Origin of the sequence: Streptomyces sp. NPDC051976, from assembly GCF_040680795.1 — a bacterium.
Taxonomy (GTDB): domain Bacteria; phylum Actinomycetota; class Actinomycetes; order Streptomycetales; family Streptomycetaceae; genus Actinacidiphila.
Genome location: NZ_JBFAXL010000008.1, coordinates 42,131 through 68,077, shown reverse-complemented (window position 1 = coordinate 68,077; position 25,947 = coordinate 42,131). Strand labels below are relative to the sequence as shown.

22 protein-coding genes are annotated in these 25,947 nt (G+C 71.6%); 11 read left to right on the top strand and 11 right to left on the bottom strand.

Annotated elements, in window-relative coordinates; genetic code table 11:
• The first annotated feature begins 47 nt into the window (after positions 1-47).
• From AB0M29_RS11600 to AB0M29_RS11590, 3 genes are all read left to right on the top strand, one after another.
• Positions 48-305, top strand: coding sequence for a hypothetical protein (locus AB0M29_RS11600; RefSeq protein ID WP_365382009.1), 258 nt, complete (start codon positions 48-50; stop codon positions 303-305).
• 266 nt (positions 306-571) lie between these two features.
• Positions 572-1,780 (top strand): DUF3103 family protein, encoded by a 1,209-nt coding sequence (locus AB0M29_RS11595; protein ID WP_365382008.1) that lies wholly within the window; start codon positions 572-574, stop codon positions 1,778-1,780.
• Positions 1,781-1,865: 85 nt separating this feature from the next.
• Positions 1,866-2,549, top strand: a complete 684-nt coding sequence (locus AB0M29_RS11590) for an endonuclease V (RefSeq protein ID WP_365382007.1) — start codon at positions 1,866-1,868, stop codon at positions 2,547-2,549.
• A gap of 54 nt (positions 2,550-2,603) precedes the next feature.
• On the opposite strand, the gene AB0M29_RS11585 is transcribed toward AB0M29_RS11590, so the two are convergent.
• Positions 2,604-6,314 (bottom strand): S41 family peptidase, encoded by a 3,711-nt coding sequence (locus tag AB0M29_RS11585; protein WP_365382006.1) that lies wholly within the window; start codon positions 6,312-6,314, stop codon positions 2,604-2,606.
• A gap of 81 nt (positions 6,315-6,395) precedes the next feature.
• On the bottom strand, positions 6,396-6,836 hold the full coding sequence (locus tag AB0M29_RS11580; protein ID WP_365382005.1) for a hypothetical protein: 441 nt from the start codon (positions 6,834-6,836) through the stop codon (positions 6,396-6,398).
• 155 nt (positions 6,837-6,991) lie between these two features.
• Here AB0M29_RS11580 and AB0M29_RS11575 point away from each other — a divergent pair, with 155 nt between their 5' ends.
• Positions 6,992-8,653, top strand: a complete 1,662-nt coding sequence (locus tag AB0M29_RS11575; RefSeq protein WP_365382162.1) for an MFS transporter — start codon at positions 6,992-6,994, stop codon at positions 8,651-8,653.
• Positions 8,654-8,706: 53 nt separating this feature from the next.
• On the opposite strand, the gene AB0M29_RS11570 is transcribed toward AB0M29_RS11575, so the two are convergent.
• On the bottom strand, positions 8,707-9,378 hold the full coding sequence (locus tag AB0M29_RS11570; protein WP_365382004.1) for a YdcF family protein: 672 nt from the start codon (positions 9,376-9,378) through the stop codon (positions 8,707-8,709).
• Between the two features lie 17 nt (positions 9,379-9,395).
• Entirely contained in the window at positions 9,396-10,508 is a 1,113-nt protein-coding gene (locus tag AB0M29_RS11565) for a hypothetical protein (RefSeq protein ID WP_365382003.1), read from the bottom strand.
• A gap of 161 nt (positions 10,509-10,669) precedes the next feature.
• Between AB0M29_RS11565 and AB0M29_RS11560 the strand changes: the two genes are divergently transcribed.
• Entirely contained in the window at positions 10,670-11,128 is a 459-nt protein-coding gene (locus AB0M29_RS11560) for an ATP-binding protein (protein WP_365382002.1), read from the top strand.
• Here the strand turns inward: AB0M29_RS11560 and gltX are convergent.
• Positions 11,101-12,486: a glutamate--tRNA ligase gene (gene gltX / locus AB0M29_RS11555; RefSeq protein ID WP_365382161.1), complete on the bottom strand. Its 1,386-nt coding sequence runs from the start codon at positions 12,484-12,486 to the stop codon at positions 11,101-11,103. The genes AB0M29_RS11560 and gltX overlap by 28 nt on opposite strands.
• 492 nt (positions 12,487-12,978) lie before the next feature.
• Here gltX and AB0M29_RS11550 point away from each other — a divergent pair, with 492 nt between their 5' ends.
• From AB0M29_RS11550 to AB0M29_RS11540, 3 genes are all read left to right on the top strand, one after another.
• A complete protein-coding gene (locus tag AB0M29_RS11550) occupies positions 12,979-14,775 on the top strand; it encodes a glycoside hydrolase family 6 protein (protein ID WP_365382001.1) in 1,797 nt (598 codons plus the stop codon).
• Positions 14,776-15,007: 232 nt separating this feature from the next.
• Positions 15,008-16,174 (top strand): serine hydrolase domain-containing protein, encoded by a 1,167-nt coding sequence (locus AB0M29_RS11545; RefSeq protein WP_365382000.1) that lies wholly within the window; start codon positions 15,008-15,010, stop codon positions 16,172-16,174.
• 4 nt (positions 16,175-16,178) lie between these two features.
• Positions 16,179-17,003 carry an SDR family NAD(P)-dependent oxidoreductase gene (locus AB0M29_RS11540; protein WP_365381999.1) on the top strand — a complete coding sequence of 275 codons (825 nt, stop codon included), beginning with the start codon at positions 16,179-16,181 and terminating at the stop codon, positions 17,001-17,003.
• A gap of 80 nt (positions 17,004-17,083) precedes the next feature.
• On the opposite strand, the gene AB0M29_RS11535 is transcribed toward AB0M29_RS11540, so the two are convergent.
• The 6 genes from AB0M29_RS11535 to AB0M29_RS11510 form a co-directional block, all read right to left on the bottom strand.
• Positions 17,084-17,800 (bottom strand): hypothetical protein, encoded by a 717-nt coding sequence (locus tag AB0M29_RS11535; protein ID WP_365381998.1) that lies wholly within the window; start codon positions 17,798-17,800, stop codon positions 17,084-17,086.
• A gap of 94 nt (positions 17,801-17,894) precedes the next feature.
• Complete coding sequence (locus tag AB0M29_RS11530) at positions 17,895-18,416, bottom strand: hypothetical protein (protein ID WP_365381997.1); 522 nt, start codon at positions 18,414-18,416, stop codon at positions 17,895-17,897.
• Between the two features lie 130 nt (positions 18,417-18,546).
• Positions 18,547-18,843 (bottom strand): hypothetical protein, encoded by a 297-nt coding sequence (locus AB0M29_RS11525; protein WP_365381996.1) that lies wholly within the window; start codon positions 18,841-18,843, stop codon positions 18,547-18,549.
• Between the two features lie 187 nt (positions 18,844-19,030).
• The gene (locus AB0M29_RS11520) at positions 19,031-19,876 is read right to left on the bottom strand and encodes a DMT family transporter (RefSeq protein WP_365381995.1); all 846 of its coding nucleotides are present in this window, start codon (positions 19,874-19,876) and stop codon (positions 19,031-19,033) included.
• A 3-nt stretch (positions 19,877-19,879) separates the two neighbouring features.
• Positions 19,880-21,514 (bottom strand): penicillin-binding transpeptidase domain-containing protein, encoded by a 1,635-nt coding sequence (locus tag AB0M29_RS11515; protein ID WP_365382160.1) that lies wholly within the window; start codon positions 21,512-21,514, stop codon positions 19,880-19,882.
• Between the two features lie 126 nt (positions 21,515-21,640).
• Positions 21,641-23,347, bottom strand: coding sequence for a phospholipid carrier-dependent glycosyltransferase (locus AB0M29_RS11510; protein WP_365382159.1), 1,707 nt, complete (start codon positions 23,345-23,347; stop codon positions 21,641-21,643).
• Between the two features lie 234 nt (positions 23,348-23,581).
• Here AB0M29_RS11510 and rsmI point away from each other — a divergent pair, with 234 nt between their 5' ends.
• The 3 genes from rsmI to AB0M29_RS11495 all read left to right on the top strand — a co-directional run bounded on the left by rsmI (position 23,582) and on the right by AB0M29_RS11495 (position 25,925).
• Positions 23,582-24,454 carry a 16S rRNA (cytidine(1402)-2'-O)-methyltransferase gene (gene rsmI, locus AB0M29_RS11505; RefSeq protein ID WP_365381994.1) on the top strand — a complete coding sequence of 291 codons (873 nt, stop codon included), beginning with the start codon at positions 23,582-23,584 and terminating at the stop codon, positions 24,452-24,454.
• A gap of 179 nt (positions 24,455-24,633) precedes the next feature.
• Complete coding sequence (locus tag AB0M29_RS11500; protein WP_365381993.1) at positions 24,634-25,005, top strand: hypothetical protein; 372 nt, start codon at positions 24,634-24,636, stop codon at positions 25,003-25,005.
• 35 nt (positions 25,006-25,040) lie between these two features.
• Positions 25,041-25,925 (top strand): TatD family hydrolase, encoded by an 885-nt coding sequence (locus AB0M29_RS11495; protein WP_365381992.1) that lies wholly within the window; start codon positions 25,041-25,043, stop codon positions 25,923-25,925.
• Positions 25,926-25,947 lie beyond the last annotated feature (22 nt).

Below are 25,947 nucleotides of genomic sequence, written 5' to 3'. Positions count from 1 at the left end.
TAAGTCTTGTCGAGGCCCCAACCCCACAGACTCCAGGAGGAGTGATCATGGGCGGTATGGAAGAGTTCAAGGACAAGGCCGGCGACCTCGCCAACAAGGCGAAGGGTGCCCGCGGACAGGGCGCCAAGGGCGAGCGCGCGGCACGTCCGCGGGAGCGTGAGGGCATGGACCCGATGGAGTCCATGGAGCCCATGGAGGACGGCTCGCAGCAGCAGCGTCGTCCGGGCATGGCCGACCGCGACCGGAACCGCGCCCAGCAGCAGGAGATGGACCCGCAGGACGACAGCGCCAGCGACTGGAGCTGACGTCACGCGGATGTGTGACTGAAGAAGGGGCATCCCCGCGAGGGGGTGCCCCTTCGTCGTGTGCCGTGGGCTGTGTGCCGCGGGCGTGCGCCCGTGCTGCGCATTTCGTCGTCCGGCGCCGCGGCGCCGCGAATTCCGTTGTTCCGGAAGTGGCTTGAGGATGGCCTTGCGCGAGCTCGATGTCATGGACATGCTTCTCATGTGCGAGGTCTACCCGCATAGATCTGGCTCCTGTCCCGGCTCCCCCACGCCTTCCGGAGGCTCCTGTGCACCTCACCCCCGTGCGCCGCGCCGCGATCACCCTCGCGCTGTGCGCCGCGTCCGCAACCGCGTTCCAGGGACTGTTACCGGTCGCGGCGAGCGCCGCCACGCCGCCCGCCGACCACCTGGCCACCCACCGAACCGCCGTGCGCCACTCGGCCGTCGGTGGCATCGAGGACACCACCGCCCGTACCCTCGCCGTCTCGCTCGCCGATCCCACCTGGCGCGCCCAGGTACGGTCCGCGGCCCTCGCCGCGCCGCAGGTCGACCTCGGCGCCCTCACCGGTCACGCCACCGCCCCGGCGGGCCGGGCCCTCAACTCCGCCGTCACCGGCGCCGACCGGCGCATCGCCGCCGCCAAGGGCCTGTCCGCAGGGACCGGTTCACTGCTCCGGCTGCGCCTGGGCGCCACCACCATGCGCGACGCGCTCGCCGACGGCGCGGACGCGCTGGTGGCAGCCGCCGCCGTCGACGACAGCGCCACCACCGTCACCGCCTACGACAGCCGGGGCCACGCGCACACCCTCAGCACCCGGCGGACCCCCGACCGGCCGGTCTACGTCGTCGACATCGACGTCACCAAGGCCATGAGCGCCGGACTCGCCCTGGTCGACCGGCAGTTCGTCAAGGACGGCCTGAGCACCCCCGCCGCCACGACCCCCGCCGCCACGACCCCCGCGGCCCGCGCATCCGGGGTCTCCCGGACCGCCACGCCCGCCACCGGCGGCTACTGGACCACCAAGGTCGACTCGGTCTGGCTCAACGACGACGAGGAACCCTGGATCCTCGGCGACGCCGAGATCTTCTCGATCGTCAGCGGCTTCGGCTTCGACGGCAAGGTCCGCGTCGACACCGTCGACATGCCGTATCTCGACAACGACCACACCACGTACTACCCGAACCAGATCCTGGTGAACTGGTCGAACTACAAGTACGACCTGGCCGACGTCGTGATGATGGAGGACGACGGCGACACCAACTACTCCGCCCTCGCCAAGGCCCTCGCCGACGCCCTGCTCACCATCACCGACCAGGGCGCGTACATCCCGCTCGTCGACGCGGTCCTGGCCGCCATCCCCACCTCCTGGTGGACCAACGACCCCGACTACGTCGACTCCTGGTACACCCTCGCCCAGAACTCCACCGGCCGCCTCAACGGCGCCCGCGGCAACGGCTGGATGACGGTGAGCCCGTACTGGGTTTCGCAGTTCTGACGCGCTCGCCCCACCGGGCGCGACACGGGGGCGGCCGGGCCACCGGCTGCCCCTCGCGCCCGCGGCGGCGGATATCGTGCCCGCCATGACATCGATGCCGACGTACCCGCCGTCGTCCCCGGAAGAGGCCGAACGCCTCCAGGAACGGCTGCGGGAGCGGGCCGTACTCGACGTGGCGGGGCCGGAGTTCGGCGAGGTGCGGTGGATCGCCGGCGTGGACGTCTCGTACGGCAAGGACAGCGACCGGCTGGTGGCCGCGGCGGTCGTGCTCGACACGCGGACCCTGGAGCTGGCCGAAGTGGCCGTCGTCGAGGGGACCAGCCGCTTCCCGTACATCCCGGGGCTGCTGGCCTTCCGCGAACTGCCGTCCGTGCTCACGGCGTTGGAGAAGCTGAGCCGCACCCCCGAGGTCGTGGTGTGCGACGGCTACGGCATCGCCCACCCGCGCCGCGCCGGGCTCGCGGTGCACCTCGGCGTGGAGACCGGACTGCCCTGTTTCGGCGTGGCCAAGACGCCGTTCGCCTTCGACCACGAGGCGCCGGGGCCGCTGCGGGGGAGCCGGACGCCGCTGACGGACGGCGGCGAGGTGGTGGGCGCGGCGCTCCGCACCCAGCAGGGCGTCAAGCCGGTCTTCGTCTCCGTCGGCAGCGGCATCGGCCTCGACAACGCCTGCGACCACACCCTGCGCCTCACCACGCGCTACCGGCTGCCGGAGACGACCAGGAACGCCGACCGGCTGAGCCGTGCGCGCCTGCGCGAACTGGGCTGAGCCGTACGGTCGTTGCCCTCCGCGGTGCCTGCCGTGCCTGCCGTAACTGCCGTGTCAGCGCGGCGGCAGCGGCGGGCGGGCGCGGTTGGGGCGGGCGGAGAGGTCGGGCGGGGTGGCCGCCGGGTGCTCCTCCAGCAGGGCGAGCGCCGTCCTGACCGCGACCCCCATCTGACCGTGACGGCCCTCCGCCCAGTCCAGCGGCGTCCGCAGCGAGTCGATGTCGGGGTCCACACCGTGGTTCTCCACCGACCAGCCGTAGGCGTCGAACCAGGCCGCGTTCATCGGCACCGTGATCACCGTGCCGTCGCCCAGCCGGTGGCGGCCGGTCATCCCGACCACCCCGCCCCAGGTGCGCGAGCCCACCACCGGTCCCAGGCCCAGGAGTTTGAAGGCCGCGGTGATCATGTCGCCGTCCGACGAGGTCGCCTCGTCGGCGATGGCGACCACCGGACCGCGCGGCGCGCTGCCCGCGTACGACACCGGCTGCGCGTTACGGGTCAGGTCCCAGCCGAGGATCGTCCGGGTCAGCTTCTCCACCACCAACTCGCTGATGTGGCCGCCCGCGTTGCCGCGCACGTCCACCAGCAGCGCGTCGTACGCCATCTCCATCCGCAGATCGCGGTTGAACTGCGCCCAGCCCGAGCCGCCCATGTCGGGGATGTGCAGATAGCCGCACCGCCCGCCGCTCAAGTGCCGTACGACGGAACGCCGTTTGGCCACCCAGTGCTGGTAGCGCAGCGGCCGCTCGTCGACCAGCGGGACGACGGCGACCCGGCGGGGCGCGCCGCGCCGGCCCGGCGGGGTGAAGGTCAGCTCCACCGTGGTGCCGCCGGCGCCCGCGAGCAGCGGATACGGTCCCGCGTCCGGGTCGACCGGCCGCCCGTCGACATGGGTCAGGACGAAGCCCTCGCGGATCCCCGTACCGGCCAGCGGGGAGCGGGCCTTGGAGTCGGACGACTCGCCCGGCAGGATGCGCAGCACCGACCATGTGCCGTCCTTGCCGTGCTGGAAGTCGGCGCCGAGCAGGCCGATCGGCCGCTGGTAGTGCGGCGGTCCCTCGTTGCGGCGGGCGGGCGCCACATAGGCGTGCGAGGTGCCGAGTTCGCCCAGCACCTCGCGCAGCAGGTCGGCGAACTCGTCGGGGGTGGCGACGCGTTCGACCAGCGGCCGGTACTGGTCGAGGATCGCGGGCCAGTCGACCCCGCACATGTCCGGCGCCCAGAAGTAGTCCCGGATCAGCCGGCCCGCCTCCGCGTACGACTGCCGCCACTCGGCGGTCGGGTCCACCTCGTGCAGGATGCGGCGCATGTCGACGTAGACCGTCGAGTCGTCGTCGCCCCGCTCGGTGGCCGGGAGGACGGCCAGTTCGCCCTCGTCGAAGACGGCGACCCGGCGGCCGTCGCCGCTGACCGCGTACCAGTCCATGTGGTGCACCAGTTCGGTGCGCTTGCACTTGCCCAGGCTGTAGAACTCCAGCGTCGGCCGCGCCGAGGGGTCGGTGGGGTTGGTGAAGGTCTCGCCGAGCGCGCCGGAGATCGGCCAGCGCAGCCAGACCAGACCGCCCTGCACGGGCGCCAGCGCCGAGTACTTCGACGCCGGTACGGGGAAGGGCGTGACCCGGCTGGCAAGGCCCTCGGCCTCCACCACCACGGGACCGTCGCCGCTGCCGCTCTCCCCGGGGTCGAGCCCGCCGGTGATCGGGCGGCCGTCCACCGGCAGCGCGAACGGCGACGGCGTCGCCGAGTTCAGCGGCACCAGGTACGGGCGGCAGCCCAGCGGGAACGACAGATCGCCGGTGTGCACGTCGTACACCGGGTCGAAGCCGCGCCAGGACAGGAACGCCAGATAGCGGCCGTCGCGGGTGAAGACCGGCTGCTCGTCCTCGAACCGGCCGTTGGTCACGTCGATGATGGTGTGGTCGGCGAGCCGGGCGATCTTCACCGAGCGCAGGCTGCGGCCGATTCCCGGGTGCGACCAGGTGAGCCAGGCCGAGTCGGGGGAGAAGGACAGGTCGCGGACCGGGCCGTTGGTGGAGCGGATCAGCTCGTCGACGGCGCCGGGGGCGGTGGGGTTCTCCTCCGTGTCCACTGCTCCGGGGCCGGGACCGAGGGCGTCCAGCAGCTCCTCGGCGTCGTCCAGGTCGTGGATCTCCTGGAGTTCCTGGAGGTCCTCCCGGTCGGCGGTGTCGTAGCCGTCCGACGGGTGGGACTCGTCGGAGACGTCCCGCTCGCCCGTCGTGACCAGCAGCAGGCGGCCGTCGTGGGTGGCCACCGCCAGCGTGCTCCCGTCGGGCGAGGAGATCATCTCCAATACCCGTCCCACCTTGCCCACGGCGAGGCGTTGCGGGGCATCCGGGCCCGGGACGGTGGCCGGGGGAGACGGGGCGTGGCCGTTGACGCTGCTGGTGCCGCCGCTCGCGTGGGGCGCGGCGTCGGTGCCCGCCGCGCCGGACACCTGCCCGTTCGTACGGCCGTCCGCGGGCTCTTCGGCGGTCTCCTCGGCGGGCTCGTCCGGCGGCCCGCTCCTGGTGGGGCCCTCCGCGACCGGCACCGGCACCTGGTCCGGCCGGTCGGCGGCGACGCCGTCCCCCTGCCCGCCCGGGCCCCCTTCCTCGGAGCCGTCGTCCTCCTCCTCCGCACCGGCCATCGCGCGGGAGGCCCGGCCCGGGAGCTGCGCCAGCTCGATGCCGTCCTCGCCCTCCGCGTCCGTCACGAACGCGATCAGCCCGGTGTCGCCCAGCATCTCCGGCAGCCGCACCCGGGCCCCCGGCTCGTCGGCGAGGGTACGGGCGGGGCCGTCGCGGTGGGTCAGCCAGTAGAGGCTGCCGCGTACGCACACCGCGCTGGCCCGGCCGGTGGCGTCCATGGCCAGGCCGTCCAGATGCGAGGCGGCGGGCACCTGGTACGGGCGGCGGCCGCTCCGCGCGCCGCCGAGCCGTATCTCCAGGCGGCGCGGCCGGGCGTCCGGCGTGATCAGGTCCTCCACCAGCCACAGCTCGCCCGCGCACTGGTACACCACCCGCTCGCCGTCGGTGGCGGCGCTGCGGGCGTAGAAGTCGTCGTGGTCGGTGTGGCGGCGCAGATCCGTACCGTCGTGGCGGCACGAGTAGAGGTTGCCGACGCCTTCGTGGTCGGAGAGGAAGGCGATCCGGCCCGAGACGAACATCGGCGCGGCCAGATGCCCGTCCACCTCCGGGACCAGCCGCTCGCCGTGCAGCCACAGCCGTCCCGTCGCACCGCCGCGGTACCGCTTCCAGGCGTGCGGCTCGTGCGGCGGTGTCCCGGTCAGCAGCAGTGTGCGGCGCTCCCCGCTGTCGTCGCACACCGCGATGTCGGACACCGGCCCCCACGGCAGCCGGCCACCCGGCCCGCACTGCGTCGACACGCTGTGCGCCCAGGTGTGGTACGCGAACGGCTGCGCGTGGGAGGACACCGCCAGCACATGCCCGTCCGGCGTCCACGAGCACACCCGGGTGTCCGTACTGCCCCAGTACGTCACCCGGCGTGACGTCCCGCCGTCCACCGGCACCAGATGGACCTCGGGGTCCAGGCTCCGCCACGACGTGAACGCGATGGTCTCGCCGTCCGGCGACAGCCGGGGCGGCCCGACCCGGGTGCGGTCCGCCGTCACCCGCCAGGCACGCCCCGGCACCCCGCCCGCGGCCCCCAGCGGGGCCACCCAGATGTCGTCCTCCGCGGCGAAGCAGAGCAGATCGCCGTGCAGGTGCGGAAACCGGAGGTACGCGCCGTCGCTCACCCCTCCCATGGTTCGGGCCCCTGCTCGGCGCAGCAACTTTTCGCGCCCCCTCGCCGTGATGCGCCCCCTGGCCGCCCCCTCGGGCGGGGCTCAGCAGAAGGAGGGCAGCACTCCCGACGGCTGGTCGTTCGCGCCACCGGCGAAGTACACCTCGGGCACATAGCCCCACACGCCGTTGTCCGCCTGGGTGTACGCCCACCAGCTGTTCCAGTAGCCGTTCACGTACACCTCGGAGGGCCGGTTGTCGTCCCCGTACGCCTGGCACTGCCCGGTGAACCAGTTGGCCCGGCCGCCCACGTTCAGGTACCCCACGATGGCGTTGTTCGTGCCGGTCCAGTCGTATACGGGCACGTTCCCCTTCCACAGCCCGCACACGTACTCCGGCCCGTGCGCGCTGGTCCGCCCGTTCGCCGCGCACGATCCCGTGTCACTGGCCGACGCCGAACCCGCCCCGACCCCCACCAGCGCCCCGGCCGCCACCACCGCGGCGCCCAGCGCCATCGCGACCCCGCGCCTGCTCTTCGAGAACATCCTCACCCTCTCCTCCCGGAAGCCCTGTCTGCCCGGCACCGTAGCCACGCGGTTCCGCCCCGCGGTCCTGACGGATGTCAGGGGCCATGCCTGTCCGGGTGACCCGGCGGGCGCGTCGGGGGCCGGGGGGAGGGGGCGTGGGCGAGGCTGCGGAGGTGGCAGCTGAGGCGGATGGCGGGGGGAAGGCCGGGGCCGCGAACGTCGTGCTTCTGACGCTGGCGGCCGGGCAGTTCCTGATGGCGCTGGACAGTTCGGTGATGAACGTGTCGATCGCGACGGTGGCCTCGGACGTGGGGACCACGGTCAGCGGGCTGCAGGGCGCGATCACGGCGTACACGCTGGTGATGGCGATGCTGATGATCACCGGGGGCAAGGTCGGCGCGCTGCTCGGCCGCAAGCGGGTCTTCATGATCGGCTGCGTGATCTACGGATGCGGGTCGCTGACCACCTCGCTGGCGCCGAACCTGACGGTGCTGCTGATCGGCTGGTCGTTCCTGGAAGGCGTCGGAGCCGCGCTCATCATGCCGGCGATCGTGGCACTGGTCGCGGGAAACTTCCCCGCCCGGCGGCGCCCCGCCGCCTACGGCCTGGTCGCGGCGGCCGCGGCGGTGGCCGTCGCGCTCGGGCCGCTCATCGGGGGCGTGGCGACCACGTACTTCTCCTGGCGCTGGGTCTTCGCCGGGGAGGTCGTGGTGGTGCTGGCCATCCTGGTGCTGGCCCGCCGTGCCGCCGACGCCCCGCCCGAACGCCGGCCGCGCATCGACGTCGTGGGCGCGGTGCTGTCCGCGGCGGGGATCGGGGTGTTCGTCTTCGCCGTGCTGCGCACCAGCGAGTGGGGCTGGTTCAGGCCCAAGTCCGGCGCACCCTCGTGGTTCGCGCTGTCCCCGGTGGTCTGGCTGATGCTCGGCGGGATCCTGCTGGTCTGGCTCTTCTTCCGCTGGGAGGAACGGCTCGTGCGGCGGGGGGAGGAGCCGCTGGTCGCCCCCGCGCTGCTGCGCAACCGGCAGCTCAGCGGCGGTCTGACGATGTTCTTCTTCCAGTACCTGGTGCAGATGGGCGTGTTCTTCGTCGTACCCCTCTACCTGTCCGTCGCGCTCGGCCTGTCCGCGCTCAAGACGGGCGTGTGGCTCCTGCCGCTGTCCGTGACGCTGCTCGCCGCGGCGGTCGGCATCCCCAGACTGCTGCCGCGTGTGTCGCCGCGACGGGTGGTGCGGTGGGGAATCCTGTCCATGCTCACCGGCGCCGTGGTCCTGATGGCCACCCTCGACAGGGAGTCCGACGCGGGCGTCGTGACGATTCCGCTGCTGCTGGTGGGGCTCGGCATGGGGGCGCTCGCCTCCCAGCTCGGCGCGGTCACCGTGTCCGCGGTCCCCGACGAGCAGAGCGCCGAGGTGGGCGGTGTCCAGAACACCGTCACCAACCTCGGCGCGTCGATCGGCACCGCGCTCGCCGGGTCGATCCTCCTGGCCGTCCTGACCTCGTCGTTCCTCGCCACCATCGAGCAGAGCCCGGCGATCCCGGCCGACGTGAAGAGCCGCACCCAGGTCGAGCTCGCCGGCGGCGCCCCCTTCCTCTCGGACGCCCAGCTCACCTCCGCCCTCAACGACGCGGGGGTCGACCCGGCGATCACCGAGGCCGCCCTGGACGCCAACACCACCAGCCGCATCGCCGGCCTCCGCGCCGCCCTCGCCGTCCTCGCCCTGGCCGCCCTCACCGCCCTGTTCTTCACCTCCCGGATCCCCCAGACGCAGGCCGGAGCGGCCGAGCCCGCGGTGGGCTCGGGCCCGGATCCGACAGCGGGCCCGGATCCGGCCTAGGCGTACGCGGGCCCACCGCGCTCCCGCGTCCGGAGCGCCCGGGTGTGCGCCCCTCAGATCTTCGCCAGGCGGCTGACGAATCCGGCGGCGATCAGGGCCTGGTACGCCGCGCGTACGTCCGCGGGGACATGCTGCTTGACGGCGAATCCGAGTCCCGGGTACTCGATCACCCGCTGCAGGTCCCCCACGATCATGTCGACGACCAGCTTCTCGTCACCGATGCTCTTCAGATAATCGTCGAACTCCAGCCGCTCCGATGCACAGACGACCTCCACCTCGGGCCACAGCTTGCGGGCCGTGGCGTACGAACGGCGTTCCATGTACGGCTTGCACACCAGCAGCACCCTGTTCGGCACCACTCCGGCCCTGGCCAGCACCTCGCGCGAGAACATGATGTTCTGTCCGGTGTTCCCCGCGTGCGGCTCAACGAGGATCGCGTCCTCCGGCACGCCCAACTCGCGTGCGTGCTCCCGGTAGTGGACCGCCTCCCCCCGCGGAAACCGCGCCACCGTCGTGGGGCTGTTCCCGCCACTGAACACCACGACGGGAAACAACCCGGTGCCGTACAGCTCCGCCGTCCGCGTCGCCACCCCCAGATCATGGCTGCCCAGCCCGATCGCCGCGTCGCACCGCACGGGTTCGTGCCCCATCAGGTGGAAGTCCCAGATCAGCTTGGCATCGCCCCACTGCTCATCGCTGATGGCATGCGGCTCGCGGTCCGGCACATGTGCTCCCAGATTCGTCACTGACGGCCGACCGGCGGCGGACCGGCAGGCGTGCCGTCCACCGATCGTCGAATACCCTCGATGCTCCGTAGCTGGTGACCCAGGCCGTGGTGCCTGGCCAACTGTGCTGCCTCATCGAGTATGGACAGGCCACTGCCCCGGGTGCGCGGGTCCGACAGCAGAATGTGCCCATGCGCGGCGCTCAACCGCACGCGCTGCAAAGGGGAGACGCTGCTTCCGCCGGAGCGGGCGATATCGATGTGCCGCAGCGCCTCCGTGAGACTGCCCTTCCCACGATGGGCGAGAGCGATCTTCTGCTGGGCCACCGACCAGTCCCCGGGCTCCGCGAGGTCTTCGAATTCACGGGCCGCCCCGGTCATGACCCGCACGGCGTAGTCGTTGTCGCCCCTCTTGCTGGCCGACCTGCCCAGCCACAACCGGGACCGCGCGCGGTCGCGCCCGCTGAGCCGTCCGTCGGCGGTGAGCCGTTCGTACTGTCGGCCCGCCTCCTCAAGGCTGCCCGACATCTCGTCCACCAACGCGAGCAACAGGCCGGTCTGCGCGAGACGCCGCGGGACGTCGAGTCGGGAGTACAGGCGGCCCGCGATGTTGTACGAGTGGCGAGCCGACAGTGGCCCCTGCAGCTCTCCCTGGTCGCGTTGGAGATCACCGAGCAGGGTGGTGGACCGGGCGAGGAGGTACAACCCTCGATCGTTCAGCTCGCCTGGGACGAAGCGGTCCAGCCAGCGCCGGAGCAAGGTCTTCGCCATGGCGAAGTCCTGATGGGACAGAGCGATGACAGTCCGGTCGAGGTCGTCGGCCCATGACTCGTACTCCCACTCCCGCGGACAGCCTGTGGGCGTACGGAGCTGCGGTGGTGTCGCCGATCGCCGCGCCTCCGACAGATTCCTCTCGAACCGTGCATGCGCGTCCGTGCTTGCTCGGGCGAGGGCGGTGTCGAGAATCGCCTGGGTGTCCGGGCGCGGTTCCGTGTCAGCTAGCAGCTTCTCCCATTTGGAGACCGTACGCATTCCGACGCCCAAATGCTCGGCGAAAGCACGGACGCTCAGCCGTAGCGCCGAACGCAGCGCTCGGGCCTCCAGGCCGGTCCATTGGTGCACCGTCGCCACACGTGGCTCCCTTCTGCCTGCCATGGAACCACGGTGCATGGACGCGGGGGACGGAAGTGCGACGCAAGTGCGACAGAGAGTCATTTCGCGTCGGCGCTGGCACGTTCAGGCTCGACGTGGCGCACGCCGTCACCGTCACCATCTGAACCGTGAGGTCCGTCATGGCTGAGACAGCACAGACATTCTTCGACGCGAAACGCGAATCGGTCCGCCTGGCACGCGAATTCGCTGCGACAACGCTCGCGGAGTGGGGATTCGCCGACACGGCTGACGATGTGCGGCTGTGTGTGTCGGAACTGGCCTCGAACGCATTGGTGCACGGGACGCAGCGCGGGCACGGGTTCTTGGTGCGGCTGGCCGTGGAGGACGCATTCGTACGGCTGGAGGTGCATGACAGCCGCGACGAGAAGGGGGAGCGCAGGCCGCGGGTCTGTCATCCGGGAGAGGCGGATACACGCGGGCGAGGCTTACTGATCGTCGCGACGGTCGCGGACGTCTGGGGTGTCCAGCGGCGGGAGCCGTTCGGGAAGGTCGTATGGGCGCGCTTCAAAGTCGGGCGCGGCGGGGGTGAGAGGCCGCCGCGCCCGGGGAGCTATGACTCCGTGGGGGTTTCCGCCTGAAGGCGGGTGCGGGCGGCTTCGAGGCGGGCGAGGGAGCGGGGGCGGCCGAGGACTTCGAGGGACTCGAAGAGGGGGAGGCCGACGGTGCGGCCCATGACGGCGACGCGGATCGGGGCCTGGGCCTTGCCGAGCTTGAGGCCGTGGGCGGTGGCGATCGACTCCAGGGTGGCCTTGAGAGGCTCGGCCTCCCAGGCGGGCAGGGCGCCGAGCTGGGTGACGGCGTCGCGCAGCAGCTGCTCCGCGCCCGGCTTCATCGCCTTCGACCAGGACACCTCGTCGGCGACCGGCGTGTCGAGGAAGAGGAAGTCGACGTAGGCCGTGATCTCGGAGAGCACCGGCAGCCGGGTCTGGGCGAGCGGGGCGACGGTCTCGAAGACGGCCTGGTCGAAGTCCTCCGGCTTCCAGGGCGCGTGCGGCGCGGACAGCCAGGGCGCGCAGGCGGCGGTGAACTCCGCGACGGGCAGCGCCCGGATGTACTCGCCGTTGAAGGCGGTCAGCTTCTTGATGTCGAAGAACGCGGACGAGCCGTTGACGTCCTCGATCCGGAAGAGCCGCTGCAGCTCCTCGTAGGGCAGGATCTCGCGGTCGCCGCCCGGGCCCCAGCCCAGCAGCATCAGGTAGTTGACCATGGCGTCGGGCAGATAGCCCTCGGCGAGGTAGTCCTCCAGCGCCACCTTGTCGCGGCGCTTGGACAGCTTCTGCCGCTTCTCGTTGACGATCACCGGCAGGTGCGCCCAGACCGGCGGGGTCGCGCCCAGCGCCTCCCACAGCAGCTGCTGCTTCGGCGTGTTCGACAGGTGCTCCTCGCCGCGGATGACCTCGGTGATCCGCTCGTCGAGGTCGTCCACCACGTTGGCCAGCAGGAAGACGGGGGAGCCGTCACCGCGGGCGATCACGAAGTCCTCGATCGCCGCGTTCGGGAAGGACGGCTCGCCGCGCACCTTGTCGACGACCACGGTCTCGCCCTCGTCCGGCGTACGGAACCGCATCGCGCGGCCCGGCTCGTACGCCAGCCCGCGCTCGCGGCAGTGGCCGTCGTACCCGAGGTGCTCGGAGCCGGTGCGCTCCTTGAGCTGCTCGCGGGTGCAGTCGCAGTAGTACGCCTTGCCCGCCGCGAACAGCTGCTGCGACGCCTCCTTGTGCCGGTCGGCGTTGTGCGACTGGAAGTACGGACCCTCGAAGGCGGGGTCGGACTCCTTGATCCCGATGGACGCGAGGGCGCTGATGATGCCGTCGATCCACTCGGGCTTGTTGCGCGCCGCGTCGGTGTCCTCGATCCGCAGCACGAAGGTCCCGCCTGACTGGCGGGCGACGGCCCAGTTGTACAGGGCGGAGCGGGCGCCGCCGACGTGGAACATGCCGGTGGGGGAGGGGGCGAAGCGGACGCGGAGCGGGGCATCAGACATGCCCCACACCCTACCCAGCCCCCGCCCTCCCGGCCGCCCCGGCCGCCCCGGCCAACCCGGTCCCAGCGCCGCGCCGCCGCTCCCAGCCAACCCGGTCTTTTCAGGGGCGCGAGGAACTGCGCGAGCAACCCTCCACCGGGCCGGTGGTCCGGCAGCGACAGCAACTGCCCCTTTGGGGCGGTTCCCTACCCGCGCCCCTTCGGGGCACGACCTCCGCCAGTGCGGCGCGCGGGCCCCGCGCCCCTTCGGGCGTAAGGGAGTTGCCCGGGAGCACCGGCGCAGCCGGATCTGCTTCAAGCATTGACACAAGCGAAGCGCCTCCGCACTATGGGAGCGCTCCCACGTTAAGAGCGTGTAACTGAACCATGTTCCACCGCACCACCTCCCTTGACCTCTCGAAGTCGCTTCGAGGGGCCCACCCCCCACCCCGGAGGTTGCTCGCACATGGCAGTCCCGACAGTCCGACGCAGAACCGCAGCACTGGCGGCGGGCGCCCTCGTCGTCGCCTCAGGCGGCGTCGTCGCAGCGCTCAGCACCAGCGCCGCGTCCGCGGCCACCCCCGGTTGCTCGGTGGCGTACACCGTCAACCAGTGGGACACCGGCTTCACCAGCCAGGTGACCATCACCAACACCGGCCCCGCGCTGACCTCGTGGCAGCTCGGCTGGAGCTTCGCCGGGAACCAGAAGGTCACCCAGGGCTGGAACGCCACCGTCACGCAGAACGGCGCGGCGGTGACCGCGGCCAGCCTGTCGTACAACGGGGCGATCGCCACCGGCGGTACGGCGAACTTCGGCTTCAACGCCTCGTACAGCGGCACCAACACCTCGCCGACGGCGTTCACCCTCAACGGGGTCGCCTGCGGCGGCGGTACGTCGACCACTCCGCCGACCACCCCGCCGACGACGCCCCCCACGACTCCCCCCACCACCCCGCCCACGACTCCGCCGACGACCCCGCCCACCACGCCGCCGACGTCGCCGCCGCCCGGCAGCCGGGTCGACAACCCGTACGCGGGCGCCAAGGGCTATGTGAACCCCGACTGGTCCGCGAAGGCCGCGGCCGACGGCGGGCAGAAGATCGCCAACCAGTCGACCGCCGTGTGGCTCGACCGGATCGCCGCGATCAACGGCGTGAACGGCGCCATGGGCCTGCGCGCCCACCTCGACGCCGCCGTCCAGCAGGCCGCGGGCCAGCCGCTCACCATCGAGCTGGTCATCTACGACCTGCCGGGCCGTGACTGCGCCGCCCTCGCCTCCAACGGCGAGCTGGGTGCCACCGATATCGGCCGCTACAAGACCGAGTACATCGACCCGATCGCCTCGATCATGTCGGACCCGAAGTACGCGGGCCTGCGCATCGTGAACATCATCGAGCCCGACTCGCTGCCGAACCTGGTCACCAACGCGGGCGGCACCGCCGGCTCGACCGACGCCTGCGCGACGATGAAGGCGAACGGCAACTACGAGGCCGGAGTCGGCTACGCCCTGGCCAAGCTGGGCGCGATCGGCAACACGTACAACTACATCGACGCCGGGCACCACGCCTGGCTGGGCTGGGACAGCAACCTCGCGCCCTCCGCCCAGGAGTTCCTGAAGGCCGCGAAGACCGGCGGTGCCACCGTCGACGACGTGCAGGGCTTCATCGTCAACACCGCCAACTACAGCGCCACCGTGGAGCCCAACTTCAAGGTGACGGACAACGTCAACGGCACCACGGTGCGCCAGTCCAAGTGGGTCGACTGGAACAACTACGTCGACGAGCAGAGCTACGCCACCGCGCTGCGCTCGCTGCTGGTCTCCGACGGCTTCAACTCCAACATCGGCATGCTGATCGACACCTCGCGCAACGGCTGGGGCGGCACCGCGCGTCCCACCGGCCCCGGCGCGACGACCAGCGTGGACACCTATGTGGACGGCGGCCGGATCGACCGGCGCATCCACGCGGGCAACTGGTGCAACCAGTCCGGCGCGGGCCTGGGCGCCCGGCCGACCGCGGCCCCCGCGGCCGGGATCGACGCCTACGTCTGGGTGAAGCCGCCGGGTGAGTCGGACGGTTCGAGCACGGCCATCGCCAACGACCAGGGCAAGGGCTTCGACCGGATGTGCGACCCGACCTACACGGGCAACGCCCGTAACGGCAACAACCCGACCGGCGCGCTGTCGGGCGCGCCGCTGGCGGGCGACTGGTTCTCGGCCCAGTTCCACCAGCTCCTGCAGAACGCGTACCCGCCGCTGTCGTAGCGGATCCCCCACCGGGCCCATGACGGGTCCGCGCCCTGGTCGGGCTTCTCCCACGCTCCAGCCGACCAGGACCGCGGGCCCGTCGCGGGCGTTCACCGGCCGCCCCCTCGCCCGCAGCCTCGCCCGCCCCTCGCCCGCCCCCACTCCCGCAAAACGCCCTGTTTCGGACTCCGTGCCCGCGTCGTGCACCATGGGTGCGGGAGAGTCCGGTACGGCGTGGGAGGCGGCATTCATGGAGGTCAAGGGGACGGCGGAGCCGGGCTACGAACCGGTCCGCACCGCCTTCGCGGAGAACTTCTCCCGCCGCGGCGACCGCGGCGCCGCCTTCGCCCTGTACCGCGACGGCCGCAAGGTGGTGGACCTGTGGGGCGGGACCGCCGACCCCGAGGGCGACGCGCCCTGGGCCGAGGACACCGCGCAGATCGTCAGGTCGGCGACGAAGGGCGTGGCCGCCGCGGCGCTGCTGCTGCTCCACCAGCGCGGGCTGCTGGACCTGGACGCGCCGGTGGGCGCGTACTGGACGGAGTTCAAGGCGCACGGCAAGGAGCGGGTGACCGTCCGCGACGCGCTGGCGCACCGCGCCGGGGTGCCCGCGCTCGACGTGCCGCTCACGCCCGCGCAGGCGCTGGACGGGGTGTCGGGCCCGCGGGCGATCGCCGCCCAGCCGCCGCTCTTCCTGCCGGGCGCCGCACACGGCTACCACGCGCAGACCTTCAGCTGGCTGGCCGGCGAGCTGGTACGGCGTGCCTCCGGGCGGACCATCGGCCGGTACGTCGCCGACGAGATCGCCCGCCCGCTCGGCCTCGACCTGTGGATCGGGCTGCCGCCGGACCAGGAGCACCGGGTCGGCCGGGTCGCCGAGGTCCCCACGCCCCCGCCGCCGCCCTCGGGCGGGCTGCGCGCCCGGCCCAAGCAGTCGGTGCACGACGCGTACGCCGACCCCGCCTCGCTCACCAGCCGCGCCTTCGCCGCGATCACCCCGCTGCCCGACGAGAACGAACCGGCCTACCGGGCAGGCGAGTTGGCCGCGTCCAACGGCATCGCGACCGCCCGCGCGCTGGCCCGCTGCTACGCCGCCCTGATCGGTGAGGTCGACGGCGGCCCGCGACTGCTGGCGCCCGCCACGGTGACCGCCGCCCGTACCGTGGAATCCGAGGGTCCCGACCAGGTGCTGGTGGTCAACACCCGCTTCGGCCTCGGCTACATGCTGCACGGCCCGTCCTCCCCGCTGCTCGGCCCCGGCTCCTTCGGCCACCCCGGGCGCGGCGGCAGCCTGGCCTTCGCCGACCCGGCCGCGGGGATCGGCTTCGGCTATGTGACCAACGGCCTGCAGAAGAACGTCACCGCCGACCCGCGGGCCCAGGCCCTGGTCAGGGCGGTACGGGAGTGCATACGCTGACCCGATGCGGCGCTTCGAGACGTACGGGGTAGTGGTGACCGGCTCGGCCCGCGGTATCGGCGAGGCGACAGCCCGCCGGTTCGCCGCCGAGGGCGCGGGAGTTCTGCTGGCCGACCTGGACGGCGAGGCCGCCGAGCGCACCGCCGCCGCGATCCGCGCGGAGGGCGGCCGGGCCGAGGGCTTCGGCTGCGACGTCGCCGACCGTACGGCGGTGGAGGCGGCGGTCGCGCACGCGGTGGACGCCTTCGGGACGCTGGACGTGCTGGTGAACAACGCCTACTCGTGCAGCCCGCACGAGGATGACTTCACCGACGAGTCGGACGAAGCCTGGTTCCGTGACCTGGACATCACGCTGACCGGCGCGATGCGCTGCTCGCGGGCCGCCCTGCCGCATCTGGCGGCGGCGCCCGACAGGCGCGGCGCGATCGTCAACATCGGCTCGGTCAACGGTCTTTCGTACTTCGGCAACCACGCCTACAGCGCCGCCAAGGCCGGGCTGATCTCGCTGACCCGCGGCCTCGCGGTGGACGCGGCGCGCCGCGGTGTGCGGGTCAACCTGGTCGCGCCCGGCACCATCAACACCCCCGCCTGGACCGGCCGGGAGGCCGTGCTGTCGGCCGCCGCCCCGCTCTACCCCCTCGGCCGGGTGGGCGAGCCCGCCGACATCGCCGCCGCCGTCACCTTCCTGGCCTCCACCGACGCGTCCTGGATCACCGGTGTCACGCTCCCGGTGGAAGGCGGCATCCTGAGCGCCAACCCGGCCTTCTACTCCGCCTTCGAGGCGGCGGGCGGGGCGGGGGCGGCGGGCTCGGTGGGCGACCCGGGCTGATCCCCCCGGGGCCCGGCGGTCAACCGGCGTGCAGCATCAGGCCGATGCCGGTTGGTTGATGGCGGGCTTCGACGGAACGGCTATCCCCAGGTGACGACGTTCTCCGCGGGTCGGTAACCGACATCGAACGCGTTCTCCCCGTCCGCCACGGCCACCGATACGGGGGACAGGCAGTGACAGCAGAGTTTGTAGCCCACTCCCTGGCGGGGGTCGGATTGCCACCTGACCCATTCGGCGGCTTCCTCGGTCGTCATGACCTGCATCCCGGCCGCCCATGTGGTGCTCAGCCTCCCATGGTGGGCGAACGCGGGCAGGCCGGCGAGGGACCACGGCGACCCCACCCGTTCTGCCTGGCCGACATACAGCGCCACCCGGGGGCAGTTGCTCCGGTGCAGAGTGGTCTTCCCTGCCGCATACGGATGGCGGTCCGGATCCGCGAGGCGCATCTTGTGCATGAAGGACTCGATGGCGATCGCTTCGAACTCCGCCCGGGCGCCGACGCACACGGGACAGCCGAGCGGGCAGTCGTATCCGTTCATCTCCCTCTCGGTGTAGCCGTTCCGGGAGTACGGCGGACCGGTCCACTGCGCGAAGGCGTCCAGCGAATCGTGGAGTTCCTGCCAGGTGATGTACCCCTGCGCACACATGTTGATCATTTCCTTGGCTGCGTGGAGTTCGACCACCAGGAGCGGTGCACCCGGAGCGTCGGGGGACTCGTTGGAGTGCGCTCCCCAGACGACCCAGTCCTCTGTGTGCGAGTTATCGATCATCATCTGGTCGTCCTCTTCGAGGAGCACACCTCCCGTATGGGCTGCGCGGGCCGCATGGCCGCCTGCCCTGGTGGTGGCGCGGACCGTCGTGGTCGAGGTCCCGTGCTCCCTTTTTGCGGGGTCAGTGTTTGCGCTGGCGCGGGATCTTGGTCCGGCCGGGGCGGTGAAGGGTGATCTGGCGGGAGAGGAGGAGGAAGCTGGCCAGCGCGGAGAACGGGGGCAGGCCGGCGGTGGCGCTTGCGATGATCGTTCTCGGGGCGTGGGAGATGCACAGCGCCATGGCGATCACCGAGAAGAGGATCACCGCGATCCACCCAGCCCGTCCGGAACGCCGGTAGGCGGCCGCGTGCAGGACGGACAGACAGCCGGCAAGCCACGGACCGTAGACGAGCAGCGGCCACGCGGTGGCCAGGCCGTGGGCGGTCGGAGACGCCAGTTGGCGCAGCGGGTCGTAGGAGACCATCGCGCCGAGCACGCTGACGCTGCCGGTGACGGCGCCGGTGATCGCCACGATGGCGACACCGAGGGCGGCAGGTCGCCGCAGCCACACGAGCCGGGGACGTCTGCGGCGGCGGTTGACGCGGGGTGTCGGGGAGGGGGAAGCCTGGGGCGTAGCCGTCTCCGGGACCAGCGATCTGAACATGTGCTCGAACTCGGCGTCGAGATCCCACTGTGTTCGGGTGTCATCCGACTGTGCATGGGGAGAGGCGCCCGCTTGCTCCCCCAAATGGGGAGCGAATTCGTCGGGGCCCACCATCTGGGGGATAAGATATTCATGCACTTTGGGGCCATCCGAGGTGCGAGTTCTGCCGGTGAGCGCTCATCGGGTCTTCGCGTTGTACGACATCCCAACGCCGCCTGAAATCCGCTTCGATGCGTTCCATCAGGGTGAGGAAGTCGCCGAGCAGGGCGCTGCACGGGGGTGTGCGAATGGCTGGCGCATAGTCGAATTCGGCGCTGCGCGCCGCGTCCAGGTCGTCCTCGCGAGTGAATTCCTGCGGAAGCGGAGCGGAGCCGACAGTTCGGCGGTCCGCATCCTCGGGAGTTGGTTGGCCAGAAGGCGTGTTCACACCTCAGTTAACGATGGGTGGGTCGGAGCAGGACGCGGCGAACGAGTGAACGGGCGTGGCATTCGGTTAGACCGTTTGCCAACGCCGGAGTCGGCTACTGATCCACCGTGGCCGAAGATCTCAGGGGCAAAATATTCGGCGGACGCATGACCGCAATGGGGGTGTAGCCGCCGCCTTCTGCGTGCCGTCAACCGGCGTGCAGCATCAGGCCGATGCCGGTCACGACGATCACGGCGGCCACGATCCGCGGCCTGCCGAACCGCTCCTTGAAGAAGAGCGTCCCGATCGCCGCGCCCGCGATGATCGACGTCTCGCGCAGTGCGGCGACCGGCGCCAGCGGGGCGCGGGTCTGCGCCCAGAGCACCAGACCGTAGGCGCCGATCGACAGCACCCCGCCGAGCAGGCCGCGCAGCGCCACCGGCCGTAGCTGGGCGAGCAGTTCACCGCGACGGGCGGCCAGCGCGAAGGCGGGGATCACCAGGCCCTGGCCGATCAGCAGCCAGGCGATGTAGCCCAGCGGCGTACCGGAGTCGCGGACGCCGACGCCGTCGACGACCGTGTACGAGGCGATGGTCAGGCCGGTGCCCACGGCGGCCGCCAGCGCGGGCCAGTTGGGCCGCCGGCCGCGCATGCCCCACAGGGCCACCCCGCCGAGGCCGGTGGAGGCGACCAGCACACCCGCGGTCTGCCACGGCCCCGGCCGCTCGCCGACGAAGACCGCCGCGAGCACGGTGACCGCGAGCGGTGCGATGCCGCGGGCGATCGGGTAGACCTGCCCGAACTCGCCCAGCCGGAACGACTGCATCAGCAGGTACTGGTAGGCCAGGTGGATCAGGACCGAGGCCACCAGATACGGCCACGCACGGCCGTGCGGCAGCGGCGCGAAGGGCGCCATCGCCAGCGCGACCAGGGCCCCGCCGCCACCCACCAGGGTGAAGGCGAGGACCTGGTCCTTGATGCCGTGCGCGATGGCGTTCCACGCGGCGTGCGTGAGCGCGGCGGTCAGCACCGCCGCCACTATCAGGGGCGTCACGCGTCAGGAGGCCCGCAGCACGGCGGCCACCAGGGGCCCCGCCGAGTCACCGCCGTGACCGCCCTGCACCACCAGCGCCGCCGCCGCGACATCGTCGCGGTAGGCGGTGAACCAGCCGTTGGGCTGGACCGTGCCCGCCTCCGCGGAACCGGTCTTGGCGCCGACGAAGCCGGGGATGCCGCTCATGGCCGCGTGCGCGGTGCCGTAGAGGACCGTGCCGCGCATCATGTCCTGCAGCGACTGCCTGACCCCCGGGGGCAGCGGCGTGGTGTTGATGGAGGCGCGGTCCGCGATCAGGCTGGTGTCCTGGAGGATCGTCGGCTGGTGGAAGCTGCCGTCGCGCACGGTGGCCGAGACGGAGGCCATGTTCAGCGGGCTGAGCAGCAGATTTCCCTGGCCGATCATCTCCGAGGTCAGCTCGTCGCCGGTGCCGCCGGGGACGCTGGCGTCGACGGTGGACGTGCCCACCGACCAGGGCGAGCCGAAGCCGTAGTACGTGCTCCCGGTCTGCGGCAGCGTGGTGGGCTTGATGTTGTCCGCCAGCCTGATGAAGCCGGTGTTGCAGGACTCCTCGAAGTCCCAGCGCAGCGTCGCGTTCGGGTTGTCGGGACTGACGATGTGATACGGCTTGCCGTACTTGTAGTTGTCGCCGTTCTTGCACCGGGACGGGGTGTTCGGCGTCAGCCCCGCGTTCAGCAGCGCCGTCGACGTCACGATCTTGAAGGTGGAGCCGGGCGCCCGCTTGTCCATCAGCGCGTGGTCGAGGCCGCCGGCCGGGCTGAAGGCCACCGCGAGGATGCCGCCGTTGCGGGTGTCCAGCGCGGTCACTCCGGACGTCTCGTTCGCCCGCGCCTTCACGGCCTTCTCGGCGGCGCCCTGGATCGTCGCGTCCAGCGTCGTCCGCAGCTTGGCGTTCTTGCCCTTCTTGATGACGTTCAGGGTCTTCTTCTGCGAGCCGTCGGCGCCCTGGACGAACGTCTCGACACCCGGGGTGCCCGCGCCGAGCTTGCTGCCGTAACGGTCCTTCAGCTGCTTGAAGATCTGGGTGAGCGACGGGTAGTCGGCCGCGTCCATCACCTTGTTGTGGCGGTCGACGATGTCCACGTCCGGTGCCTTCGCCAGGCCCGTGACGAGCGTGTCGCCCGCGGTCAGGTCCGGCTGCATCACCGAGGGCGCCCACTTGACCGCGGGCTTGCCGCTCGTGGCCCGGCCGACGGTCAGCGACGAGGTGTACATCCAGTCCGACGTGAGGCCCTGGTACGTGACGTGGGCGTCGACGGTGAACTCCATCTTGGTGCCGATCACCGTGCCCGGCGTGATGGCCAGCGACGTCACGTGCGCCTGGGTCTTGTACCCGCCCAGGTCGGTCGCGCTGGTCTGCGCGGAGTCGGTCAGCGCCGCGGCCCGCCCGATGTCGCCGGACGACCAGGCGGTCAGGAAGTCGGTGCCGGTGTCGTCGATCTCCTTGGCGCTCGGCGGCGTCGTGTCGACCGCCGCCGTCTTCGTATGGGACCCGGATCCGCCCCCGCCCCCGCTGTCCTTCAGCCCGCTGTAGATGTTGTACGCGCCGTAGCCCGCTACCCCGAACATCCCGGCGGCGACAACACCGACGATGCCCGTCTTCACGCCCCGCGACATGGGCACGATCTGACTCCCCTCCCCTTGAACGCGTTCAAAAGAACGCGCTTCAGCGTCGCACTTTACGCGACGCCCCAAGGGGTGAAGGTCTCGGTCCGGGCACGGCTTTGTACTGAAACCGGCCCGTCAGACCCAGGAGTCGAACCACATTCTGGCCTGCCAGCCGCTGTAAGGAATCGTCATTCCCGTGTAAATAGGGAAGAAATAGATGAAGTTCCAGATGATGAGGAGCACAAGGGTGCCGCCGCCGACCGCGCCCCACATCCGGCGTCCCTCGCTCGCGCCGGGTGGGCCGAGGAAAGCGCCGACCATCATCGCGACGGCCAGGCACAGGTAGGGCACGAAGGCGACGGCGTAGAAGAAGAAGATCGTGCGGTCCTGGTAGAGGAACCACGGGAGGTAGCCGGCGCCGGTCGCGCAGAGGATGGCGCCCGCCCGCCAGTCGCGGCGCATCGCCCACCGGTAGATCAGGTAGACCAGCGCGAAGCACGCCGACCACCACAGCAGCGGGGTGCCCAGCGCGATGATCTCCTGCGAGCAGCCGCTCGCGGTGTGGCAGCCCGCCTCGCCGTTCTTGGGCGAGTTGAAGTAGTACGACACCGGGCGGCCGAGTACCAGCCAGCTCCAGGGGTTCGACTGGTACGGGTGCGGGGTGTGCAGAGTGACGTTGAAGTCGTAGACCTGCACCTCGTAGTGCCACAGGCTGCGCAGCGGCGCCGGGATCCACGACCAGGTGCCGCCGCGGCCGTCGGCCCAGTGCCGTCCGTACGCCTTGTCGGAGACGAACCAGCCGGTCCAGGTGGCGAGATACGTCACCAGGGCGACCGGGATCAGGGTCAGCGCCGTCCAGCCGACGTCCTTGCGGAGCACCGCGAGGTACGGGCGGCGGGCGCCGGCGAGGCGGCGGGAGCCGACGTCCCACATCACCGTCATCACGCCGAAGACGGCGAGGAAGTACAGGCCGTTCCACTTGCTCGCGGCGGCCAGACCCAGGCAGACCGCCGCGGCGATACGCCAGGGGCGCCAGCCCATGCCCGCGCGGTCGCCGGTGCGCTGGTCGGGCCCGGCGAAGCCGTGTTCGTCGACGGGCAGCGCGGCGGCCAGCCGGGCCCGTGAGTGGTCGCGGTCGACCAGGAGGCAGCCGAACGCGGCGAGCGCGAAGAAGGAGATGACGAGGTCGAGCAGGGCGATCCGGCTCATCACGAAGTGCAGGCCGTCGACGGCGAGCAGCAGGCCCGCGACGCAGCCGAGGGTCGTCGAGCGGAACAGGCGGCGGCCGATGCGGCAGAGCATCAGCACCGACAGGGTGCCGAGCAGCGCGACGGAGAAGCGCCAGCCGAACGGGGTCAGCTTGAAGATCCACTCGCCGAACGCGATCACCCATTTGCCCATCGGCGGGTGCACGACGTAGCCGGGCGCGTCGGAGAGCGGGATCGTCTGGTGCTTGGCCAGGATGTCGGCGTTGGCGATCTTGCCGTCGGGCCAGGTGCCCTCGTAGCCGAGCTTCAGCAGGGACCAGGCGTCCTTGGCGTAGTACGTCTCGTCGAAGACGACGTCGCGGGGCTTGCCCAGGTGCCAGAAGCGGAGCGCTCCCGCGAAGAAGGCCACCAGGAGGGGGCCGAGCCAGCCGGTCCAGCGGGCCACGCGCCGGGACCACACCGGGCCCAGGCCCATGGTCTCCCACAGCCTCGTCCCCGGCTCCGGGAACGGCGGAACCAGCTTCTCGCGGGTGTCGGTCCTGGGCCGCTCGGTATAGCCGAACCGGCGCAGCCGACGCGCCCAAGGGCTCGGCTCCGCCTCCACCCGAACACTCAGATCGGCCCGGTCCGCCATCGCGGTCTCACTCGTCACCGGCCCATCGTAGGGAAACCCCCTGAGAATGCGATGAGGTCGGCCCTCCCCGCCCGGGTTTGTCCACGATTCCTGGCCCCCTCCGTCCTGTCCTCCATCGCCGGACGGGCTGATTCTTGCTTCTGGCCGCCCATTCCAGCCCCGCCGGCGTGTGGGGCGAAGGCAAGCCCCCGCCGGGATTGAGGTGAGAGGGCGGGTGGGTGGGAAGCTGGGGGAGTGAATAGCGCAGCCGCAGGCGTACTCGTGTTGGCCGGGACTCCTATCGGGGAGGTGGAGGATGCGCCGCCGAGGTTGAGGGGGGAGCTGGAGGGGGCGGATGTGATCGCGGCGGAGGACACGCGGCGGTTCAGGCGGTTGGCGCAGGCGTTGGGGGTGCAGCCCGGGGGGCGGGTGGTGTCGTACTTCGAGGGGAACGAGGGGGCGCGGACGCCGGAGCTGGTGGAGGCGCTGGAGGGCGGCGCGCGGGTGGTGCTGGTGACGGACGCGGGGATGCCGTCGGTGTCGGACCCCGGATACCGGCTGGTCGCGGCCGCGGTGGAGCGGGGGATCAGGGTGACGGCGGTGCCGGGGCCGTCCGCGGTGCTGACCGCGCTGGCGCTGTCGGGCCTGCCGGTGGACCGGTTCTGCTTCGAGGGGTTCCTGCCGCGGAAGGCGGGCGAGCGGACGGCCCGGCTGCGGGAGGTCGCCGGGGACCGCAGGACGCTGGTGTACTTCGAGGCGCCGCACCGGATCGACGACACGCTGGCGGCGATGGCCGAGGTCTTCGGCGCCGAGCGGCGCGCCGCGGTGTGCCGCGAGCTGACCAAGACGTACGAAGAGGTGAAGCGGGGCCCGCTGGCGGAGCTGGCGCGCTGGGCGGCCGACGGGGTGCGCGGCGAGATCACGGTGGTGGTCGAGGGCGCTCCCGAGCCCGGCCCGGCCGATCTGGACCCGGCGGAGCTGGTACGGCGGGTGCTGGCCCGCGAGGAGGCGGGGGAGCGCCGCAAGGAGGCCATCGCGGCGGTGGCCGCCGCCGCGGGCCTGCCCAAGCGGGACGTGTTCGACGCGGTGGTCGAGGCGAAGAAAACCGGGGACATTCCCAAGGTGTGACGCGCGTCACCGGGCCTAAACTTGGTGCATGGCAAAGCAAGGTCGGCCATCTCCCACATAAAGTCCAAATCTGGCTCAAGAGTCGGATACCTCTCCTGCGGTATCCGGTGAGGGGGCGTTCGCTGGTAGTGGGAAGTCCCGCTCCGGGCACCTTGTCCGGAGGGCACGTAGGAGCTGCCATGAGCGAGACCATCGGAAGCGACAGCGCGGTGGGCAACGGTCGCAACAACGTGACGGAGGCGTACTCCTTCGCCTGTCTGAACTGCGGCCACTGCTGGGAGCAGACGTACGAGATCGAGCACCACGTGGATCCGCAGGGCCAGCCGTTCGTCACCTACTTCGCGGACGGCGTGAAGGTGCCGTCCCCGCTCACCCACCCGTCCTGCGCGAACTGCGACGGCACCCACGTACGGATCATGCGCTCGGGGCAGGTGGCCGGCGTCGCGTCGCTGTGGGCGGTGCCCAGCGGTGACCGGGGAGCGCACCGTGCGCATCACTGGTCCCTGGCACACTTCCTGCACCGCAGGCGCGGGGAGCCCGACACCGTCTGAACCCGGAGCGGCCCCGCGTCCCTAAGATCGGGGCCATGCCCACGAAGAACGGCACGGCTGGTCAGAAGTCCGCCCCGCCGGCGCCCGAGCCCCTGCGCGTCCCCGTCGCCGACTCGCACACCCATCTCGACATGCAGTCCACGACCGTGTCGAAGGCCCTCGCCCAGGCTGCCGCCGTGGGTGTCGACACGCTGATCCAGGTCGGCTGCGACCTGCCCGGCTCGCGCTGGGCCGCCAGGACCGCCGCGGAGTACGAGCGGATCTGGGCCACCGTCGCCCTGCACCCCAACGAGGCGCCGCGCATCGTGCACGGCGCGGCGGCGGGTTCCCACGGGGGCCCGCAGCCCGCCCTGGGCCTCACCGGCCTCGACACCGCCCTCGCCGAGATCGACGCGCTCGCCGCCCTGCCCCAGGTCCGCGGTGTCGGCGAGACGGGCCTGGACTACTTCCGCACCGGGCCCGAGGGCGTGGAGGCGCAGCAGTACTCCTTCCGCCGCCACATCGCGATCGCCAAGCGGCACGGCAAGGCGCTGGTCATCCACGACCGCGAGGCGCACGAGGACGTGCTGCGCATCCTCGACGAGGAGGGCGCGCCCGACACCGTCGTCTTCCACTGCTACTCCGGCGACGCCGCGATGGCCGAGGTGTGCGCCGCGCACGGCTACTACCTCTCCTTCGCGGGCACCGTCAGCTACAAGAACGCCCAGAACCTGCGGGACGCGGTCGCCGTCGCCCCGCTGGACCGGCTTCTGGTGGAGACCGACGCGCCCTTCCTCACCCCCGTCCCCTACCGCGGACGGCCCAACGCGCCGTACCTCATCCCGGTGACCGTGCGGGCGATGGCCGCCGCCCGCGGCATCGACGAGGACACCCTCGCGGCGGCCATCGCCGCCAACACGGCCAAGGTGTTCGGCTACTGAGGCCACCGAGCGGACGACACTC

Excerpts from the sequence above, each read along its gene's own strand:
- AB0M29_RS11545 (WP_365382000.1), top strand. The coding sequence starts at position 15,008 with ATGGAGGTCAAGGGGACGGCGGAGCCGGGCTACGAACCGGTCCGCACC.
- AB0M29_RS11495 (WP_365381992.1), top strand. The coding sequence starts at position 25,041 with ATGCCCACGAAGAACGGCACGGCTGGTCAGAAGTCCGCCCCGCCGGCG.
- AB0M29_RS11510 (WP_365382159.1), bottom strand. The coding sequence starts at position 23,347 with ATGGCGGACCGGGCCGATCTGAGTGTTCGGGTGGAGGCGGAGCCGAGC.
- AB0M29_RS11590 (WP_365382007.1), top strand. The coding sequence starts at position 1,866 with ATGACATCGATGCCGACGTACCCGCCGTCGTCCCCGGAAGAGGCCGAA.
- AB0M29_RS11600 (WP_365382009.1), top strand. The coding sequence starts at position 48 with ATGGGCGGTATGGAAGAGTTCAAGGACAAGGCCGGCGACCTCGCCAAC.
- AB0M29_RS11550 (WP_365382001.1), top strand. The coding sequence starts at position 12,979 with ATGGCAGTCCCGACAGTCCGACGCAGAACCGCAGCACTGGCGGCGGGC.
- AB0M29_RS11560 (WP_365382002.1), top strand. The coding sequence starts at position 10,670 with ATGGCTGAGACAGCACAGACATTCTTCGACGCGAAACGCGAATCGGTC.
- AB0M29_RS11585 (WP_365382006.1), bottom strand. The coding sequence starts at position 6,314 with ATGGGAGGGGTGAGCGACGGCGCGTACCTCCGGTTTCCGCACCTGCAC.
- AB0M29_RS11500 (WP_365381993.1), top strand. The coding sequence starts at position 24,634 with ATGAGCGAGACCATCGGAAGCGACAGCGCGGTGGGCAACGGTCGCAAC.
- AB0M29_RS11530 (WP_365381997.1), bottom strand. The coding sequence starts at position 18,416 with ATGTTCAGATCGCTGGTCCCGGAGACGGCTACGCCCCAGGCTTCCCCC.
- gltX (WP_365382161.1), bottom strand. The coding sequence starts at position 12,486 with ATGTTCCACGTCGGCGGCGCCCGCTCCGCCCTGTACAACTGGGCCGTC.
- AB0M29_RS11515 (WP_365382160.1), bottom strand. The coding sequence starts at position 21,514 with ATGTCGCGGGGCGTGAAGACGGGCATCGTCGGTGTTGTCGCCGCCGGG.
- AB0M29_RS11540 (WP_365381999.1), top strand. The coding sequence starts at position 16,179 with ATGCGGCGCTTCGAGACGTACGGGGTAGTGGTGACCGGCTCGGCCCGC.
- AB0M29_RS11580 (WP_365382005.1), bottom strand. The coding sequence starts at position 6,836 with ATGTTCTCGAAGAGCAGGCGCGGGGTCGCGATGGCGCTGGGCGCCGCG.